The 19797-nt window shown below is 30.8% G+C and carries 19 protein-coding genes; 16 read left to right on the plus strand and 3 right to left on the minus strand.

Going from position 1 to position 19797, the window contains the following annotated elements:
• Positions 1–2: 2 nt before the first annotated feature.
• Both L8W68_RS01475 and L8W68_RS01480 read left to right on the plus strand, forming a co-directional pair.
• Positions 3–1376 (plus strand): cytochrome P450, encoded by a 1374-nt coding sequence (locus tag L8W68_RS01475; protein ID WP_263674749.1) that lies wholly within the window; start codon positions 3–5, stop codon positions 1374–1376.
• Positions 1373–1726 (plus strand): membrane protein, encoded by a 354-nt coding sequence (locus tag L8W68_RS01480; RefSeq protein ID WP_039627957.1) that lies wholly within the window; start codon positions 1373–1375, stop codon positions 1724–1726. The genes L8W68_RS01475 and L8W68_RS01480 overlap by 4 nt, the downstream gene beginning before the upstream one ends.
• Here L8W68_RS01480 and nusA read toward each other — a convergent pair.
• The gene (gene nusA, locus L8W68_RS01485; protein ID WP_039617565.1) at positions 1723–2814 is read right to left on the minus strand and encodes a transcription termination factor NusA; all 1092 of its coding nucleotides are present in this window, start codon (positions 2812–2814) and stop codon (positions 1723–1725) included. The genes L8W68_RS01480 and nusA overlap by 4 nt on opposite strands.
• A gap of 123 nt (positions 2815–2937) precedes the next feature.
• Here nusA and L8W68_RS01490 point away from each other — a divergent pair, with 123 nt between their 5' ends.
• Genes L8W68_RS01490 through L8W68_RS01515 form a run of 6 tightly spaced genes read left to right on the plus strand, consistent with a single transcriptional unit; the run spans position 2938 to position 7127 of the window.
• Positions 2938–3180: an HP0268 family nuclease gene (locus tag L8W68_RS01490; RefSeq protein WP_039617566.1), complete on the plus strand. Its 243-nt coding sequence runs from the start codon at positions 2938–2940 to the stop codon at positions 3178–3180.
• The gene (gene miaB / locus L8W68_RS01495) at positions 3177–4475 is read left to right on the plus strand and encodes a tRNA (N6-isopentenyl adenosine(37)-C2)-methylthiotransferase MiaB (protein ID WP_263674750.1); all 1299 of its coding nucleotides are present in this window, start codon (positions 3177–3179) and stop codon (positions 4473–4475) included. The genes L8W68_RS01490 and miaB overlap by 4 nt, the downstream gene beginning before the upstream one ends.
• Complete coding sequence (locus L8W68_RS01500) at positions 4459–5082, plus strand: lysophospholipid acyltransferase family protein (RefSeq protein WP_039617569.1); 624 nt, start codon at positions 4459–4461, stop codon at positions 5080–5082. Before miaB ends, L8W68_RS01500 begins: the two co-directional genes overlap by 17 nt.
• A gap of 5 nt (positions 5083–5087) precedes the next feature.
• Complete coding sequence (locus L8W68_RS01505) at positions 5088–6053, plus strand: hypothetical protein (RefSeq protein ID WP_263674751.1); 966 nt, start codon at positions 5088–5090, stop codon at positions 6051–6053.
• Entirely contained in the window at positions 6050–6604 is a 555-nt protein-coding gene (locus L8W68_RS01510; protein WP_039627963.1) for a hypothetical protein, read from the plus strand. The genes L8W68_RS01505 and L8W68_RS01510 overlap by 4 nt, the downstream gene beginning before the upstream one ends.
• A complete protein-coding gene (locus L8W68_RS01515; RefSeq protein WP_263674752.1) occupies positions 6588–7127 on the plus strand; it encodes a hypothetical protein in 540 nt (179 codons plus the stop codon). The genes L8W68_RS01510 and L8W68_RS01515 overlap by 17 nt, the downstream gene beginning before the upstream one ends.
• Here the strand turns inward: L8W68_RS01515 and L8W68_RS01520 are convergent.
• Positions 7114–7911 (minus strand): membrane lipoprotein lipid attachment site-containing protein, encoded by a 798-nt coding sequence (locus L8W68_RS01520; RefSeq protein WP_263674753.1) that lies wholly within the window; start codon positions 7909–7911, stop codon positions 7114–7116. The two genes, L8W68_RS01515 and L8W68_RS01520, sit on opposite strands and share 14 nt — an antisense overlap.
• Positions 7912–7983: 72 nt before the next feature.
• Here L8W68_RS01520 and lgt point away from each other — a divergent pair, with 72 nt between their 5' ends.
• The 6 genes from lgt (at position 7984) to L8W68_RS01550 (ending at position 16359) form a co-directional block, all read left to right on the plus strand.
• The gene (gene lgt, locus L8W68_RS01525; protein ID WP_263674754.1) at positions 7984–8799 is read left to right on the plus strand and encodes a prolipoprotein diacylglyceryl transferase; all 816 of its coding nucleotides are present in this window, start codon (positions 7984–7986) and stop codon (positions 8797–8799) included.
• A 77-nt stretch (positions 8800–8876) separates the two neighbouring features.
• Complete coding sequence (locus L8W68_RS01530) at positions 8877–9656, plus strand: fumarate reductase cytochrome b subunit (RefSeq protein WP_039617578.1); 780 nt, start codon at positions 8877–8879, stop codon at positions 9654–9656.
• Positions 9640–11631, plus strand: coding sequence for a fumarate reductase flavoprotein subunit (locus L8W68_RS01535; RefSeq protein WP_263674755.1), 1992 nt, complete (start codon positions 9640–9642; stop codon positions 11629–11631). The genes L8W68_RS01530 and L8W68_RS01535 overlap by 17 nt, the downstream gene beginning before the upstream one ends.
• On the plus strand, positions 11624–12349 hold the full coding sequence (locus tag L8W68_RS01540; RefSeq protein ID WP_012661078.1) for a fumarate reductase iron-sulfur subunit: 726 nt from the start codon (positions 11624–11626) through the stop codon (positions 12347–12349). Before L8W68_RS01535 ends, L8W68_RS01540 begins: the two co-directional genes overlap by 8 nt.
• Positions 12327–14552, plus strand: coding sequence for a dynamin family protein (locus L8W68_RS01545; RefSeq protein WP_263674756.1), 2226 nt, complete (start codon positions 12327–12329; stop codon positions 14550–14552). The genes L8W68_RS01540 and L8W68_RS01545 overlap by 23 nt, the downstream gene beginning before the upstream one ends.
• Positions 14542–16359: a dynamin family protein gene (locus L8W68_RS01550; protein WP_263674757.1), complete on the plus strand. Its 1818-nt coding sequence runs from the start codon at positions 14542–14544 to the stop codon at positions 16357–16359. Before L8W68_RS01545 ends, L8W68_RS01550 begins: the two co-directional genes overlap by 11 nt.
• Here the strand turns inward: L8W68_RS01550 and L8W68_RS01555 are convergent.
• Complete coding sequence (locus L8W68_RS01555; RefSeq protein WP_133319433.1) at positions 16349–16933, minus strand: NAD(P)H-dependent oxidoreductase; 585 nt, start codon at positions 16931–16933, stop codon at positions 16349–16351. The two genes, L8W68_RS01550 and L8W68_RS01555, sit on opposite strands and share 11 nt — an antisense overlap.
• 234 nt (positions 16934–17167) lie before the next feature.
• Here L8W68_RS01555 and L8W68_RS01560 point away from each other — a divergent pair, with 234 nt between their 5' ends.
• Together L8W68_RS01560 and L8W68_RS01565 are read left to right on the plus strand one after the other, a co-directional pair.
• Entirely contained in the window at positions 17168–17896 is a 729-nt protein-coding gene (locus L8W68_RS01560; protein WP_133319432.1) for a gluconate 2-dehydrogenase subunit 3 family protein, read from the plus strand.
• Positions 17897–17899: 3 nt separating this feature from the next.
• The gene (locus L8W68_RS01565; RefSeq protein ID WP_263660546.1) at positions 17900–19621 is read left to right on the plus strand and encodes a GMC family oxidoreductase; all 1722 of its coding nucleotides are present in this window, start codon (positions 17900–17902) and stop codon (positions 19619–19621) included.
• The last annotated feature ends 176 nt before the right edge of the window (positions 19622–19797 follow it).

Here is a 19797-nt window from a genome sequence, read left to right on the forward strand (position 1 = left end):
ACATGGGTCAGTGTCCTTTTCATCCAAAGCCTTATAAAAATAAAGCTTCTACATTAACTACTTTTTTACTAAAAAGAAGATCATGGCTTGATGGACTTTATGAGCGAAGCTATAAGATGATGATGGGTAGAGTAAAAATGCCTGGATTTGATCTATATGTAGTAAATGATCCAAAAGAAGTTAGACGCATTATGGTAGATGAGGTTAGAGAATACCCAAAAAGCCAACTTTTACATGAGCTTTTAGAGCCACTTTTAGGTATAAGCATTTTTACAACTAATGATAGAGTATGGGAAAAGCAAAGAGAACTTTTAAGACCTTCTTTTGAAATGACAAGGATTTCTAAGGTTTTTAATTTAATGAGTGAAGCAGCTTCTGATATGATGGCAAGATTTGCAAAGTATGAAGATAAAGCGATTATAGAAGTAGATGAAGCTATGACTTTTGTGACTGCAGATGTGATTTTTAGAACTATCATGTCATCAAAACTTGATGAGCAAAAAGGCAAGCTTGTTTTGGATGCTTTTGTAACTGTGCAAGAAGAAACAGTTAAAACAGCTATGCGAAGAATGTTTCGTTTTCCAACTTGGCTTTCAAATCTTTTGGGCGAGAGAAAAAGACTTAAAGCAGGTGGAGTTATACGCAAGGTTTTATCAGATATTATAAAACCAAGATATGATAATGCCCTAAATGATCAAGGAAAATATGAAGATATTTTATCATCATTGCTCATGGTAGTCGATGCAGATACCAATGAGAGATTTTCTTTTAATGAAATTTTAGACCAAGTTGCCATGCTTTTCTTAGCAGGCCATGAGACTACTGCAAGTTCGCTAACTTGGACACTATATATTTTAAGTATTTCTCCAAAAGAACAACAAAAAGCTTATGAAGAAATCATACAAGTTGCAGGTGATGAGGAGTTTAAAATAGAGCATATTAGAGCGATGAAGTATGTTACAAATGTGTTTAAAGAAAGCTTGAGGCTTTATCCACCAGTTGGCTTTTTTGCTAGAGAAGCAAGAAATGAAAGTAAAATGAGAGATAAGCTTATCAAAAAAGGTTCAGGTGTAGTGGTAGCTCCATGGCTCATCCATAGACACGATAGTTTTTGGGAAAATCCACATGAATTTGATCCAAGTCGCCATGAAGATAAAAGCAAGATTAAAAAAGACACTTATATGCCTTTTGGTATGGGAGAGCGTGTGTGTATAGGGCAGGGCTTTGCTATGCAAGAGGCTGTTTTGATTTTAGCTAATATTTTAAGGACTTATAAGTTAGAATTAGAAGAAAATTTCGTGCCTGATATAGTAGGAAGACTTACTATAAGATCAGCAAATGGTATGAATATAAGATTTATAAAAAGGCAAAAATGAAAGAAAAATTAGCAGGAACCATACTACTTTGTGCTATCGTTCCTTTAGCGGTGATTAGTTATCTTTTTATTGTTATAGTAGGTACTTTTGGTAATCCTGCTAGGGTTAGACAAGGTGTGAGAGCGCTTGATCATTTTGTCAATGCTACTTTGTTTAATGGTTATGCTTGGGAGTCTTTATCATCTCATGCTTGGAGAGAACGTGATAAAAGATGGGCTAAAATAGTTATTAAAATCACAGATTTTTTTGACAAAAATCACTGCCAAAAGGCAAATAAAAGAGAACAGCCTATAGTAGATTTAGTTTTAGAAAGAAAACTTACCGAACAAACTGTCGGTAAGCAGCTTTAATTTTCTCCAAATAAAGCTTTAAGATTTTTAAATGCTTCTTCTTGATTATTAGTTTTATCTTCATTATTTACTTCATTAAGCTCTATCTCATATCCAAGAAGCATGCTAGCTAAGCGTATATTAATACCACTTTTTCCTATGGCTTTGCTTTTTTGCTCGCTATTTAGTGTTACAATAGCCTTTTTATCTTCAATACTAACTGAGTTTATAATGGCTGGAGCTAAGCTTCTTGTGATTAAAATTGCCATTTCGTTAGAATACTCAATGCAGTCGATATTTTCATTTTTTAATTCTTTGCTTACAGCATTGATTCTAACTCCTTTTATGCCTACAGTTGCTCCTACTGCATCAACACTTGGACTATTAGCTTGTAAGATGATTTTTGCTCTCTCGCCCGGAATTCTTGCACTTGCATAAATATTTATAAGACCATCTTTGATTTCAGGAACTTCAGCTTTTAATAAAGCTTCTAAAAATTTAGGGCTAGTTCTACTAAGCTCCATTCTCATACCTGATTTATCAATATATACATGTCTAATAACAGCTTTAATCACATCGCCAACTTTAAATTTTTCACCTTTGATACGATTTTTTCTAGGTAAATATGCACGAAACTCATCAATTTCTACATAAGTATTTTCTTCACTATCTACTCTTACCACGCTACCAAAAACCATATGTCCTACCATTTTTTGGTATTTTTCATAGATTTTTTCTTCTAAGAGTTTTTGTATATTGTATTCTAATTCTTTATGTAAGATATTTACAGCAGTGCGGCCTAAATTTTCTAAAGAACATTCATAAGTTAGCTCATCACCAATTTCTACGTCTTTAGCTTCAGCCCTTGCTTTACTTAAGGCGATAAAATGCTCATTTTCATTTTCTAATCTTTCATCATTATCAGCTACTACGATGATTTTTTGATAAAGTTGTAAATTTTTACCTGAATCAACAAAAAATTCATACTTATCGCCATAAATTTTCTTAGCAGTATTAATAAGTGCTTTTTTAACTCTTTCTCTTACATCTTCTATTTGTAAATTTTTCTCATTAGCAATGGATTCAATTATATCTGTGATTTTTTCCATAATGACAATACAACCTTAATTTTGGATTTTAAAAGTTTGAAGAATAAAATTATATCTTTAATAAGTTTAATTAAAAGTAAAATTTGCTATAATTTCAGATTAAAAAAACTTGAGGATGATGATATGGATTTAAAAATAGCAAGAACCTCTGTTGATGAAAAGCCAAAAAGTATAAGTTTAGAAAGTATTGAAAAGGCTGTAGATAAAGAAGGTCAAAAATTTTTCTATTTTGATAAAGACAATGCACATAAGCAATTAATTGCTTTAGTAGAGCATTTTGAAAAAAAGGGAAAATGTGTTTATCATAGAACGATCAAATATGGTTTAGATGATACAGATTTTATGTATGAGGTACACATTCTTTGAGTAAAAAACTTTTTATACAAACTTTAGGTTGTGCTATGAATGTGCGTGATTCAGAGCATATGATAGCCGAACTTAAAGAAAAAGAAAATTACGAATTAACTCAAGACGCAAAAGAGGCAGATTTGATTTTAATCAATACTTGCTCAGTGCGTGAAAAGCCTGTACATAAGCTTTTTTCAGAAGTTGGGAGTTTTGAAAAAATCAAAAAAAATGGAGCTAAAATAGGAGTTTGTGGTTGCACTGCTTCGCATTTAGGAGATGAGATTTTTAAGCGTGCTCCTAATGTGGATTTTGTTTTGGGTGCTAGAAATGTTTCTAAAATCACAAAGGCTGTAAATACGCCAAAATTTTTAGGTAATGATATAGATTTTGATGAGAGTAATTATGCTTTTGCAGATTTTAGAAATAGCCTTTATAAAACCTATATTAATATCTCTATAGGTTGTGATAAACATTGTACTTATTGTATAGTGCCTCATACAAGAGGAGATGAAATTTCTATACCTTTTGAGATTATTAAAAATGAAGCATTGAAAGCTGTTTCTAAAGGTGCTAAAGAGATTTTTTTACTAGGACAAAATGTTAATAATTATGGCAAAAGATTTTCTAATGCTCATGAAAAGATTAATTTTTCAGATCTTTTAGAAAGACTAAGTGAAATTGAAGGTCTAGAGCGTATCCGTTTTACAAGTCCACATCCATTGCATATGGATGATAGATTTTTAGAGGTTTTTTCTAAAAATCCTAAAGTTTGTAAGTCTATGCATATGCCTTTACAAAGTGGTTCAAGTGAAATTTTAAAAGCTATGAAACGCGGTTATACTAAAGAGTGGTATTTAGATAGAGCCTTGAAACTTCGTTCTATGTGCAAAGATGTGAGTATTTCTACTGATGTGATTGTAGCTTTTCCAGGTGAGAGTGATAAAGACTTTGAAGATACTATGGATGTACTTGAAAAAGTGCGTTTTGAACAAATGTTTTCTTTTAAATACTCTAAAAGACCACTAACTAAAGCTGCAACTATGCCAAATCAAATTCCTGATGATATAGCTTCAAAACGCTTGAGTATTTTACAAGCTAGACATACAGAAATTTTAGATGAAATTGTTGCAAAACAAAAAGATAAAGAATTTGAAGTTTTATTTGAAGAATTAAGAAGTGAAGGTTTTGTAGCAGGTAGAAGTGATAATAACTTTTTGATTCAAGTTAAAGGTAGTGAAGAGTTATTAGGACAAATAAAAAAAGTAAAAATCACCAATCCTAGGCGTATGGTGTTAAATGGCGAAATCCTTTAAGATTAATCTTTTAGCTTTTGGAATTTTTTTATTACAATGGCTGATTTTTTTAACTTGTAGAAAGGTTTATTTAGGGCAAAAGCTTCCAAAAAGATCATGTGTGATACTTTTTTGGCATGGGCGTCTTGCTCTAATGCCTTTTGCCTATCGTAAAATGGGTATTAAAGGAAAAAAGGCTTATGTGATGATTTCACACCATAAAGATGGAGAAATCATTGCTAGAAATATTGCCTTTTTTGGTTTAGATACTTTAAGAGGTAGTACAAGCAAAGGTGCTTTGGCTTTATTAAAACAATCTTTTAAAATTTTAGATCAAGGCGATGATGTGATTATCACTCCAGATGGACCAAGAGGACCTTATCATAGTGTTTCAGATGGTTCTGTGATGATAGCTTTGAAAAAAAATGCTCCGCTTTTTTTGCTAAATTATGAAGCGAGTTCTTTTTGGGAATTTAAAAGTTGGGATAAAATGATCTTACCTAAACCTTTTTCTAAGATTACCTATAGACTAAGTGAAGAAATCAAAATACAAAATTTAAATTTAGAAGAAGCTAAAGTATTGATAAAAGAAAAATTTGATATGATAAGTCAAATAGACAAAGGATAAACACTATGTTATCTTTTTTTAGAAAGTATATTTTACAACTTTTAGTTTGTATTTGCTATGATGAAAAACAATACATTATAAGATGTCATACTTGGAAAAAATCCCAAGCTGTTGATACTTTTGAAAAAAGCTTTGAAGACAAAGAAAAAGCCATAGAATATGTAAAAAATTTAACTAAAGATTTTCAAATTTATTATATATGCACTTTTTTTACTCCTATTGCCCAAGGCGTTGTACCAAGCTCAAATTTTAAAGATCTTTCCAATTTTGGTGTCGATGCAAGTAGTGTTAAGTGTATTTCTTTTAATAATGGTTTATTGTATGCATCTAATCATTCTTTAAGCTCATATGAACAAGATTATGAGGCTTTTGGCGGTTTGGATTTACTTTATTCGCCTTTTTCTTTGCTTTATCATTGTATGGCAAATAGAGGTTTTGAAGAAAAAATAGGCCTTTATGTGTATAGATACCATGATTTTGTTGCGATGTTAATTTGTAAAAATGAAGCTATATTGTTTGGAAGTTATTTTAATATAGCTAGTCAAAATTATGATGAAGATGATTTTTTTGATGATATTAAAGAAGAATTTGATTTACAAATTGATGATGAAAATCAAGAAGAAGAAAATGAGCAAAATTATGACTTAAAAAGTTTAGAAGAAATGAGTCAAGAGCTTGATAAACTTGAGGAATTAGATGAAGAAAAAGAAGAGCTTCCTATCGAGTCTTTAGAAAATTTTAGCTCAGATATGAAAATGATAGAATACATCATTTCAAGTGTAAAAGAATTTTATCAAAATCCTTTGTATGATAATAGCTTTTTGGAAGAAATTGTGATTTTTGATGAGGAAAGTTTTAGTCCGACCTCGCTTGATTATTTAGAAAATGAACTTTTTATAAAACCTAAAGTAGAACTTGTAGATACTTTAAATTTGATGAATGAACTTATGGTGAAGGACTTAAAATTATGAGATATAGTCTAATCAAACCTAAGATAAAACCCGTTTTTAATCTTTTTACTAGAATTTGGATTTATTTTACTAGCATTAGTGTTGCTTTGATTTTTGTAGTATTTATTGTGGTTGTTTTTAAAAGCTATTATGCGTCTGTACAACTTGATAATAAAAAAGAAGAATTAGCTCAAATCATAGCTCAAATTAATGCTAATAAGCTTAAATATCAAGAATTAGTAAGACAAAATGATAAAGCAGAGTTGATTTTGGGAGATTTAGAGCAAGAGCAAGAAAATGGTAAAAATAAAGTTTTATTAAAAAGTATTCAAAATCTTTTTACTCTAGTGCCTAAAAACATATCTTTAGATGAGGTTTTAATGGAAGATAGATCACTTATTTTAAGAGGTATTACACCTACTAAAGAAATGTTTGCATTATTATTAGAGGCTCCATTAAGAAGTATTTTTTCTAATTCTCAAACAAGTTATTATCAATTAGAAAATGGGTGGTATCGCTTTGTAAGTGTAAATATCACTATACCAGAGGAAATGTATGAGCAAAAACGATAAGAGCTTAGAAGAAGCTGATGTATTAAAGATATTAATTTATTCTTTTTCATTTGTAGCACTTTGTGCGATTTTGATTTTATTCTTAATCGTGCCTTTTTTGAAAGATTATAAAATCGAACATTCAAGATTAGCAACCCAGCAAATTCAAAACACTAAAGCAATAAATGAGCTGCAAGCTTTAGAAAAAGTTATTGATGAGTTTCAAAAGGTAAATGCGCAAAATTTAGCTCAAATCAATGCAGAATTTTCACAAAAAGAATTATTGGAATTTATGAAAAATTACTTTGATGATGTTAAAATCAATCTCATTCCCATTAAAAAAGAGCAAGAGTATTTAAAATACCAATTTGGAGCTAATGTAAAGATGAAAAATCCTCAAGCTTTTTATTCTTTTTTAAATGATTTGCAAAGATATAAAAATTTAATAGAAATTAGCACTCCTGTAGAGTTTAAATCCGAAGAAAAACACATTAATCTTAAATTTAAGATCAAAGTGTTTTACGCACAAGCTATTCAAAGATGATTACTTCATTATTTTGATAAGGAGTAGTTTTTTCTTCTTTTTTATCATCTTGTTTTGCATCTTGAACTTCTGAGCTTTCTTGTGTTTTTGGTTCTTCTTTGATTTCTTTTACACTAGTTTTTAAACTAGATGTGATTTCTTTATAAAAAGCAACAAAAACTTTATCAATTTCTAAAGCACTTGCTGCAAGACTTTCATTAAGCTGAGTAGGAACAGCACTGTATACCTCTCTAAAGCTTTCTATGCTTGCTTGTCCTTTTATAGGATAATTTAAAATAATAGGATCATTTAGTTTTGCCGAGCTTGTTGTGCTTTGAAAAGTATCTTCTTGATGTAAATTATTTAAATGACTTTGAGCTTCTAAAATAATCATAAAAGAAGACTCTACGCTATCGCCTCCAAGACTTGAATTTCTTGTAACCTTATCTTCATATAAATTAGCATTAATAATTATATTAAAAGCATAATCAGGATTTTCATTATCTATAGTATATCCTTTACTTTGAAGCAATGCTTTGCTATCTTCTAAAAGTTGTTTTTTGAGTAATTCTAAGCTTTTATTAATTCTTTGATTTAGAGTAGATTGCTCAAAATATGAACTATAAAAAGTACTTTTTATAATTTCTACATCATTGATTTTGACTTTAGGGCTATTAGCATTTGTGTGGTTGTGTTCTTCAAAAGTGCTTTTAAAATTTGGCATAGAAATATAATAAGTTTTTTGATTACCAGTGCAAGCACTTAAAAATAAAATTATGCTAAAAAATAATAATATTTTTTTCATTTTCTCTCCTTGTGATTTTTATAATTATAACAATTTTTTGCTATATTATCTGTTTTATAATAAGGGCTTTTTATGGAATTTTGGCAAAATATTTATGCAAATTTTGATGTAGTGGCTTTTGAAATTTTTGGTTTAAAAGTGCATTGGTATGGCATTATGTATGTGCTAGCCTTGCTTGTTGCTTTAATGGTTGCAAAATACTATGCGATTAAAGACAATATGGGAATTTCTAAAGCTATGCTTGATAGCTATTTTATATGGGTAGAAATAGGGGTGATTTTAGGTGCAAGAATAGGCTATATTTTAATTTATGATGCGCATACTTTATGGTATCTTACACATCCTTGGCAAATTTTTAATCCCTTTTATAATGGAGAATTTGTAGGGATTAGGGGTATGAGTTACCATGGAGCTGTTGTTGGATTTTTAATAGCAACTTATGCTTTTTGTAAAAAAAATAAGCAAAATTTATGGAAATATCTAGATTTAGTTGCTATTAGTGTACCATGTGGATATATTTTTGGTCGTATTGGAAATTTTTTAAATCAAGAGTTATTTGGTAGAGCTACGGAAGTACCTTGGGGTATTTATGTAGAGGGGATATTGCGTCATCCTTCACAACTTTATGAAGCATTTTTAGAAGGTTTTGTGGTTTTTGCTATTTTATTACTAATAAAAAAATATAAAAAATACAATGGAGAACTGATTGCTTACTATACGATTTTATATGCCCTAGCGCGCTTTGCATGCGAGTTTTTTAGAGAGCCTGATTTTGGTATAGGCTTTGTTGCTTTTGGTATGAGTATGGGTCAGATATTGAGCTTATTAATGTTTTTATTAGGACTATTTTTATCTTTTTATTTAAGAAATATTAAAAAAAATTTATAAATTTTTATTTATTTTAAGAATAAAAGTTCTATAATTGCTCCGATATTAAAACTTATCAACTTTTAAAAGGAGTAAATATGAGCCAACTCATTGAAGGTTTTTTAGGCAAGAGTATTGATGGCAAAAAAAGCAAAATGCCAGCAAAACTTGACTATATTCAAAGTGCAACAGGCTTGATTTTAGGCTTGTTTATGTGGGCACATATGTTTTTCGTTTCTACCATTTTGGTTAGTGATGATTTTTTTGATTCAGTGGTTCACTTTTTAGAACTAAAATTTATCATTAATAGCCCTATGATGAGCTACATCACTTCTTTCTTAGCTGCCTGTGTTTTGGTTATTTTCTTTGTGCATGCGGGTCTTGCAATGAGAAAATTCCCTATTAATTTCAGACAATACCAACTTTGTAGAACACACTTAAAATATATGAATCATGGTGATTCTTCTTTATGGTGGGTTCAAGCTGCAACTGGTTTTGTAATGTTTTTCTTGGGTTCTGCGCACTTAATTTTTATCATTACTAATGCAGATAAAATCAGTGCTGATATGTCAGGCGATAGAGTAGTGAGCCATTTTATGTGGTTATTTTACATTGCCTTATTAATCTGTGTTGAGTTGCATGGTAGTATTGGTCTTTATAGATTATGTGTAAAATGGGGTTGGTTTGAAGGTAAAGATGCAAAAGAAAGTCGTAAAAAACTTAAAAAAGCAAAATGGTTTATTAGTATTTTCTTCTTAGTTTTAGGTGTATTAAGCTTAGCTGCTTTTGCAAAAATAGGCTTTAATAATTACCAAAACAACTCTGTAGCGCAAATAGTAAAAACTTATGATGGAGCTAAATATGAACATACAATATAGTGATGCTTTAGTTATCGGTGGTGGTCTTGCAGGTTTAAGAGCTGCTATTGAAGTTGCAAAAAGTGGTCAAAGTGTAACTTTATTAAGTATTTGTCCGGTTAAAAGATCTCACTCAGCTGCTGTACAAGGTGGTATGCAAGCTAGTTTAGGAAATAGCGTTAAAGGTGAGGGAGATAATGAAGATGTGCATTTTGCTGATACAGTAAAAGGGTCTGACTGGGGCTGTGATCAAGAAGTTGCAAGAATGTTTGCACAAACTGCTCCAAAAGCCGTGCGTGAGCTTGCTGCTTGGGGTGTGCCTTGGACTAGGGTTACAAAAGGACCTAGAACTGTAGTTATCAATGCTCAAAAAACTACCATTGAAGAAAAAGAAGAAGCACATGGTCTTATAAACGCAAGAGACTTTGGTGGTACTAAAAAATGGAGAACATGCTATATCGCTGATGCAACAGGACACTGTATGCTTTATGGTGTGGCAAATGAAGCAATTAAACATCAAGTTAAAATCATCGACAGAATGGAAGCGGTAAGAATTATCCATGATGGTAAAAAATGTCTAGGAGCTATTGCTAGAGATTTAACTAATGGAGAATTAATCGCTTATGTTGCTAGAGGAACTATGATTGCAACAGGTGGTTATGGTAGAATTTATAAACAAACTACAAATGCTGTTATTTGTGAAGGAACAGGCGCTGCTATTGCACTTGAAACTGGACTTTGCAGACTTTCAAATATGGAAGCAGTGCAATTTCACCCAACTCCAATCGTGCCAAGTGGTATCTTACTAACTGAAGGTTGTAGAGGTGATGGTGGTATCTTAAGAGATGTTGATGGTTACCGCTTTATGCCTGATTATGAACCTGAGAAAAAAGAACTTGCAAGTAGGGACGTTGTAAGTCGTAGAATGATGGAGCATATTAGAAAAGGAAAAGGTGTAAAAAGCCCTTATGGAGATCATTTATGGCTTGATATTTCTATCCTTGGTCGTGCTCATGTTGAAAAAAATCTTCGTGATGTTCAAGATATTTGTAAGACATTTAATGGTATTGATCCTGCTGATGAGGGTCCAAAAGGTTGGGCACCAGTTTTACCTATGCAACATTACTCAATGGGTGGTATTAGAACTAAACCAACCGGCGAAAGTCAATGGCTAAATGGTCTTTTTGCATGCGGTGAAGCAGCTTGCTGGGATATGCACGGATTTAACCGCTTAGGTGGAAATTCATGTTCAGAAACTGTTGTTGCAGGTATGATCGTGGGAGATTATTTTGCACAATATTGTAAAGAAAATGGTAACGATATTGATACAAATATCGTTAAATCTTTCCTTTCTAAAGAGTATGATTACTTAAAATCTCTTGTTAGCAAAGAAGGAAAACATGATGTATTTGAAATCAAAAATAGAATGAAAGACATTATGTGGGAAAAAGTAGCTATCTTTAGAACAGGCCAAGGTCTTGAAGAAGCGGTTAAAGAGCTTGAAGAGTTATACCAAAAATCACTTGATCTAAAAGTACATGATAAAGAATTAAAATGTGCAAATCCAGAGCTTGAAGAAGCTTATAGAGTTCCAAGAATGCTAAAAATTGCTTTATGTGTTGCTTATGGTGCGCTTTTAAGAACAGAAAGCCGCGGGGCTCATTATAGAGAAGATTATCCAAAAAGAGATGACTTAAATTGGATGAAAAGAACAAATATTTACTGGGTAGAAGGTGAAAGTATGCCTAGAGTTGAGTATGAAGATCTTGACATTATGAAAATGGAAATCCCACCTGCATTTAGAGGTTATGGTGCTAAAGGAAATATCATTGAAAATCCACTAAGCGAAAAACGTCAAGCTGAAGTTGATGCGATCCGTGAAAAAATGGAAGCAGAAGGTAAAGGTAGATATGAAATTCAACATGCTTTAATGCCTTATGAATTACAAGCTAAATTTAAAGCACCAAATCAAAGAATAGGAGTTGATTATGAGTAGAAAATTAACAATAAGAGCATTTAAATATAATCCATTAAGTAAAATTTCTAAGCCTCATTTTGTTACTTATGAGCTTGAAGAAACTCCATTTATGACGATTTTTGTGTGCTTAACTCAAATCAGAGAAAAAATGGATGCGGATTTGAGTTTTGACTTTGTATGTAGAGCAGGGATTTGTGGAAGCTGTGCTATGATGATCAATGGTAAGCCAAAACTTGCTTGTAAAACATTGACAAAAGACTATCCAGATGGCGTTATAGAGCTTATGCCTTTACCTGCATTTAGACATATCAAAGATTTGAGTGTTAATACAGGTGAGTGGTTTGATGGTATGTGTAAACGCGTTGAAAGCTGGGTGCATAATGAAAAAGAAACAGATATTTCTAAACTTGAAGAACGTATTGAGCCAGAAGTTGCTGATGAGACTTTTGAACTTGATCGTTGTATAGAGTGTGGAATTTGTGTTGCTTCTTGTGCGACTAAGCTAATGAGACCTGACTTTATCGCAGCTACCGGGCTTTTAAGAACAGCTAGATATTTACAAGATCCACATGATCACAGAACCATAGAAGATTTTTATGAATTAGTGGGTGATGATGATGGTGTGTTTGGATGTATGTCTTTACTTGCATGTGAAGATAATTGTCCAAAAGAACTACCTTTACAAAGCAAAATCGCTTATATGAGAAGACAGCTTGTCGCTCAAAGAAACAAATAATTCTAGCCCCCAAGAAAAGGGGGCTCTTAAAACCTTACTAAAACAAATTTGGCAAAATCATAGCGTTTATCTTGACACAAATACACTTTTTGATGAAAGTTTGATTGATGTTCAAAAAGCAGCAATTCTTTTAAGTACTAATCTTGATAATTATGAAAGATTTAGCGCTTTAAATGAATTTAAAAGTTTGATGAAAAGTTTAAATTTACGCTTAGATCTTTATGGTATTCAATATGCGCAAGTTTGTTTTATTAACGCTTTAAATTTAGGAATTTTAGACAAAAATGAGCTTTTAAAAGCCTTGGAAAAACTTCAAAAAATCACTGATAATACTTTAATATATGCTTTTGTATCTAAACAAAAAGTTATTCAAAAAGATTACAAGCAAGAAGTTAAAAACTCACATCAAACACTAGATCTCATTAACCAAAACTTACAAGAGCTTTGCGAGGATGAAAAAGCTCAAAAACTCTTACAAGAAGCTTTAGTTAAATTTAGCAATATTGATTTTTCTATTGCGGTAACGGGTGTGGTAAATGCGGGTAAATCAAGCATGCTAAATGCACTTTTAAAAAAAGATTTTTTAGGTGTATCTAATGTGCCTGAAACTGCAAATTTGAGTGTTTTAAAATACGGCAAAGATCAAAAAGCTAAGATGTATTTTTGGAGTGAAGAAGAATGGCAAGATATTTTAAAAAGTTCTAAAGATAATCAAGATATGCAAGAACTTATCAAGCAATTAGAGCAAAATTTTAATCTAAATGAATATATTGAAAAAGAAAATAAAAATATAGAAATAAAAATTGAAGAATTAAAAAATTACACTAGTGCAAAAAATAAAATTTCAGCACTTATTAAAAAAATAGAACTTTTTTCATCGCTTGATTTTTTAAAAGATAATGTTTGTATAGTTGATACTCCAGGACTTGATGATGTGATTATACAAAGAGAGCTTTTAACAAAAGCGTATATAAGTAAGGCTGACTTTTTAATCCATCTTATGAATGCTTCTCAAAGTTTAAGTCAAAAAGATTGTGATTTTATTATAGAATGTTTGTTAACTTCAAGGGTAAGTAAGCTTTTGATTGTGCTTACTAAGGCTGACTTGCTTAGTCAAAAAGATTTACAAGAAGTAATTAACTATACTAAAAATAAGCTCAAAGAAAATTTAGCACAAAAGCAGCTTAGCCAAGAATTATTAGATAATGTAGATTTTGTGTGTATTTCTTCAAAACTAGCTAATGATTTTTATCAAAAAAAAGGTGGAAATTTAGAACAAAGCAATATTTTAACACTAGAAGAACTTATAGCTAAAAGCTTATATGATAAAAACAAAATCGCTCTAAGTGCTTATAAAAAAGAATTATTATTGCATTTAGAAAAAATAGAAGAAAAAATTAAATTTTCTAATAAAATGCTAAATTATGAAAGCTTTGAGCTTGATAGGCAAAATCAAGCTATTGTTAATGATTTTAAAGCAAAAAAAGAAAAATTAATGCAAGTAAAAGCAGAGCTAAGTGCTATTTTTAGCACAAAAGATGAAAATACTCAAGAAATTTTAACGCTTTTACATTTACTAGCTAAAAAATTAAAAGAAAAACTTATAGATGAGCTAAAATATAATCAAAATAATAAAATCAAAAACAACACTCAAAGATTAAATACTATCATTGATACGACTTTAAAAGATGGAATTTTTGATCTTTTAAGAGAGTTAAAACAGCAAAGTGAGTATAAGATCAATGAGCTTAAAAACACTCTAAGTGTGAAATATGATTTTTTAAAAGCTATTTTAGAGCAAAATTGTGATGATTTTAAAAGTAAGGTTGAAGCAAAAATAGAAAGCATTTTTACCAATGATCTTTTTATGACATTAAAAGCGGAACTTTTAAAAAATTTAGAGTTTGCTCAAGATATTTATAAACTAGAAAGCTCTTTAGAAAATCAAATTTTAGAAAAATTACAAATATTTAATATAGAAAAAATCGCCCTAGATTTAAAAAATAATCAAGAATTTTTTACTAATTTAGAGTTTAGTTTAAATTTATACGAAAAAGAGCAAGAAGAACAAATCAAAGATTTAAAAGACTTGATTTTACAAATAGAACAAAATGAACAAAACTCCAAAGAACTTTTAGAAAAAAACAATACAAAATTACAAAGTTTAAAGACTTTAAAAATGGAGCTTTTAAATGCAAAATGATTTGATTAATGATTTTTTAAAAGCTTATGAAAATGCTTATTGTAAAAGCTTTGATGATAGTTTTGAAGGAAAAATCTTAGCAATCAAAAATGCATTTTTAGAGCCAAGTTTGCATTTAAATGATGTGTTTTTAAAAGATCTTGAAATGATTATAGCTAGCTATAAAAGAGCCATTAATGTGGCTATCATAGGGCAATTTTCCAGCGGTAAATCCACGCTTTTAAATTTGATTTTGCAAAAAGAATGCCTGCCAACAGGCGTGGTGCCGGTGACTTTTAAGCCTACCTTTTTACGCTATGCTAAGGAGTATTTTTTAAGAGTTGAATATGAAGATGGTAGTGATGAGATTGTTGATATAGATGAGCTTTCTAAATTTAGCGATCAAAGAAATGAGCTAAAAGAAACTAAAAGTTTGCACCTTTTTGCGCCTATTGAACTTTTAAAAGATATCACACTTATAGACACCCCAGGTTTAAATGCAAACACCACCGACACGCTAACTACTTTTAAAGAACTTTCTTTTATGCATAGTGCTATTTGGCTTAGTTTGATTGATAATGCAGGCAAAAAAAGTGAAGAAGATGCTATAAAAGCAAATGCCAAGCTTTTAGAGCGTGGCGGGATTTGCGTGCTAAATCAAAAAGATAAGCTAAGTCAAGATGAGCTAGAAAATGTTTTAAATTACGCTCATTTAGTTTTTGATAAGTATTTTGAAAAAATCATCGCAATTTCATGTAAAGAAGCAAAATTTGATTTGCAAAAGTCAAATTTACCTTTACTTTATGAGTATTTAAAAGAACTTGATTATGAGTGTATTAAAAAAGATTTTATCAAAGAAAAACTTAGTAATTTATGCGAACTTTTGTCAAATCAATATGATTTGTTTCAAAATGCACTAGAGCAATTAGAGCTTAAATTTAATGTTATTTTGCAAACTTTCAAAGCAAGTAAGCTAGAGCAAAAAATCAAAATTTTAAATCATAATTGTTTAGATAAATTAAAACTTGTTGGAGAAAAAATTGCTCAAGAAATCTTAAAATTTATCAAAGAAAAAGATAGTAGTTATTATAAAGAAGCTAAGGGTTTATTTAAGAAAAATCTTTATGAAAAAGTTGCTTATAAAGCACCGTGTCTTTCAAGTGATGATGCGTTTTTGGCTATGTTTTATAATTCTGAAGCAATGAATAAGGAATTTAAAAGATTAAAAAATGAAATCGCCTTAGAATTTAGTCAAATCAAAGATGATTTTTCCTTATTTTTTACTAATTTAGAAGAGCAAATTTTGCTTTTTAAGGCTCAATTTTCAAATTTACAAAAAGAAAATGCCTTAGAAAGTGAAAAAGAATTTGCTAGTTTTAGAAGCTTTGCTAGTGCCAGCGAGGAGCTTTTTTTAAAAGATTTTAAGCAATTATTGTTTAAAAGCCAACTTGAACTTGATCTATTTTTAGAAAAGCTTAATCTAAAAGCTTTGGCAAATTATGAAAGTGCTACTAAACTTACTTTGGGATTTTTTAGCACTAAAATGAATGCGAGTAAAGAATTTTACGAGCTTGATAGTACCGAGTTTAGCTTGTATCATCCAAAAGCAAGTGAAGTACATCAAAGAGTATTAACTGAGCTTAATGTATATGAATTTGAAGATTTACTTTTAAATAAGCCTGTGGTTTTAAAAATTTATAAAAATTATATGCAAAGCTTTGTTGATTTTATTGAAGTTAAAAGACAGATTATTTTGAATTTAAAAAGTGAATTTGAGGCTAAAAAATCAATGATTTCTAGCATCAAATCCCAAATTTCTAAGCTTTAAAAATTTTTTCTAAGTGCGCCTTGTAGTTTGTAAAATATTCTTGTACTTGAGGATTTTTGATTACATCATTTGCTATGAAAGTAGGCAAAGCACTCATTCCTAAAAACTCATGTGCTTTGTGAAAGTGTAAATACACTCCATCAACTCCGGCTCCATTAAAGAATTCATTCTCATCATCAAAAGCTTGCATTGGAGCATTCCAAGTTAGCGAAAGCATGTATTTTTTATTTTTTAAAAGCCCACCTGTGCCATAATTTTTAGTAGGTTCATTATGACTTCTACCATCGTTTTTATAAAACACTCCATGTCCTGCTGTGAAAACATCGTCAATGTATTTTTTCACTATCCAAGGCTCTCCCATCCACCAACCAGGCATTTGCCAAATCAAAACATCAGCATTTAGAATTTTTTCTACCTCATCGTTTGTGTTATAACCTTGATCTATGTGTGTTTGTTGGGTTTGTAAACCAAGTTCTTGTAAAGTCTTAAGTGCAAGCTCATGCAAGCTTGTGTTTAGTCTTCCTTTGGAGTGTCCAAATTCTTTTGCACCATTTAATAATAATACTTTTTGCATATTTTTCCTTTTTATGTTTTTTAAAATTATAATTTAACTATAACTATATTTCAATGCCGAAGTTTATGTAAGATACTATATTATAAGAAAGTTTAAAACAAATATGTTACTTTTTATGATTGATTTTTTTAAAATAATACAAAAATAGTATTATTTTTTTTATTTAAGACTATATTAAAAAATCAAGGAATAGAATTGATATGATTTGATATTGTCAATAAAAAGGAGGAAGATATGCAAGATAATGTCATTGATCGTAGAAATTTTTTTAAATTAAGTCTTTTAGGTGGCGGCGTGGTTGCTGCTAGCACTATGAGTGGTGGAGCTATATTGCATGCTGCAGAATTAACTCATGCGCACAAGAAAACACAAGGAGGTTCAAATAAAATAAGAGGAAAAATGTTTTTTCAAGTGCAGACTGATTTTGATAATCTAAGTGCAGCATGTGAGAGAATTTATCCAAAAGATGAGCAAGGTGATGGTGCTATAGGTTTAGGCGTACCTTATTTTATTGATAATCAATTAGCTTCAGCTTATGGTTATAATGATAGAGAATACTTACAAGGACCATTTATAGAAGGAATTGCTGAGCAAGGTTATCAAACCCCAATGAAGCGTAATGAGATTTTTTTAGAGGGTGTTAAAGCTTTGGAAATAATATCTCAAAAGCGTTATAAAAAAACTTTTTCATCTTTAAAAGGAGTTGAGCAAGATAAAATTTTAGTTGATTTGGAAAAAAATAAAATCGATTTCATAGGATTTAAATCTTCTGAATTTTTTACTCTTTTAAGGGATATGACAATAGCTGGAGTTTTGTCTGATCCAATTTATGGTGGCAATGACAATAAAAATGGATGGAGAATGATGCAATATCCTGGTGCTCAAATGAGTTATATTGACAAAATTGCAAGTGATGAGTTTTTTGACATAGAGCCTATGAGTTTAGCTGATATGGAGGGATAAATTATGGTAGAAGTATTAAAAAAAGTAGATGTGGTAACAGTAGGAGCTGGTTGGACAGGTGGTATAGTTGCAGCAGAACTTACCAAAGCTGGATTGACTGTCTTGAGCTTAGAGCGTGGTATGATGCAAACTACGGAAAATTTTGCAATGATTCACGATGAGTGGAGATATGGTATTAACTATGGTTTAATGCAAGATTGCTCAAAAGATACAGTAACTTTTCGCCATAACGTCAATGGTTTAGCTTTACCATATAGAAAAATGGGATCTTTTTTACTTGGAAGTAATGTTGGTGGTGCAGGGGTACATTGGAATGGTTGGACCTTTAGATTTTTACCTTATGATTTTGAGATTAAAACAAAAAGTTTTGAAAGATATGGTAATAAATTAGGTGATGATTATACCTTGCAAGATTGGGGTTTAACCTATAAAGATATGGAACCTTATTATGATAAGTTTGAAAAAACTTGTGGAATTTGTGGAGAAGAAAACCCACTTGCTGAAAAAATGGGTTTGTTTAGATCAAGTCCTTATCCGCAAGAACCTTTAGAAAATACTAAAATGCTTAAACGTTTCGAAAAAGCTGCAAAAGAAATGAAATTACATCCATTTAGATTACCTGCGGCTAATTCAAAAGGTGGTTATACTAATCCAGATGGTCAAGATCTAGCCCCATGTCAATATTGTGCTTATTGTGAGCGTTTTGGTTGTGAGTATGGTGCTAAGGCTAGTCCTATTAATACTGTCATACCTAAAGCCATGAGCACAGGAAAATATACTATAAGAACTCATAGTAATGTTATAGAAATACTAAAAAAAGATGGCAAAGCTACAGGAGTTAGGTTTGTAGATACTAGAACTATGAAAGAGTATATTCAGCCAGCAGATATTGTAGTGCTTACAAGCTATATGTTTAACAATGCTAAGCTTTTAATGGTAAGTGGTATAGGTGAGCAATACGATCCAAATACAGGCAAAGGTACTTTAGGTAAAAACTATTGTTATCAAATCAATATGGGAACAACAGCGTTTTTTGATGAGCAATTTAATACATATATGGGTTCAGGTGCTTTGGGTACAACTTGCGATGATTATAATGGGGATAATTTTGATCACTCAAAAGAGAAGTTTTTACACGGAGCTATGATTTATAGTGTACAACTTGGAAATCGCCCTATCCAATCAGCTCCGCTGCCAAAAGGAACTCCAAGTTGGGGAGCTGAATTTAAAAAAGCTTTAAACTATAATTTTACAAGAGCCATTACAGTGGGAGGGCAAGGCGCATCTTTACCACATAAAAGTAACTATTTGAGTTTAGATCCAACCTATAAAGATGCTTTTGGAACGCCACTTGTAAGACTTACTTATAATTTTACAGATCAAGATCGTGCTTTGCATAAATTTATAACAGATAAAACAGCTGAAGTAGCTAAAAAAATGCAAGGAGTGAGATCAATTAAAAAAGGAACTTATTTAAAAGATTATAGTATTGTGCCTTATCAATCTACACATAATACGGGTGGAACTACTATGGGTGCTGATCCTCGAACAAGTGTTGTTAATACTTATTTGCAACATTGGGATATGGATAATCTTTTTGTTGTGGGTGCAGGAAATTTTCAGCACAATAGCGGATATAATCCTACTGATACAGTTGGAGCTTTGGCTTATCGTTGTGCAGAGGGTATTTTAAAATATCATAAAAATGATAGACAATTAGTATAGATATATGTGAAGCATTTTGCTTCACATATTATTTTTCGCTACTATCTTTTTCTTTTTTTCTTTTTCCATAAATGAAGCGCAGCCCCGCATGCCCCACCAACAATAGCAGCAATGATAAGATTTGTGATGAAATCCATCGAAACCATTTTTAATTTGTTTTCATTTTGATAAAAAAT

Source organism: Campylobacter sp. FU_497 (assembly GCF_025772425.1).
Classification (GTDB): Bacteria; Campylobacterota; Campylobacteria; order Campylobacterales; family Campylobacteraceae; genus Campylobacter_D; species Campylobacter_D lari_C.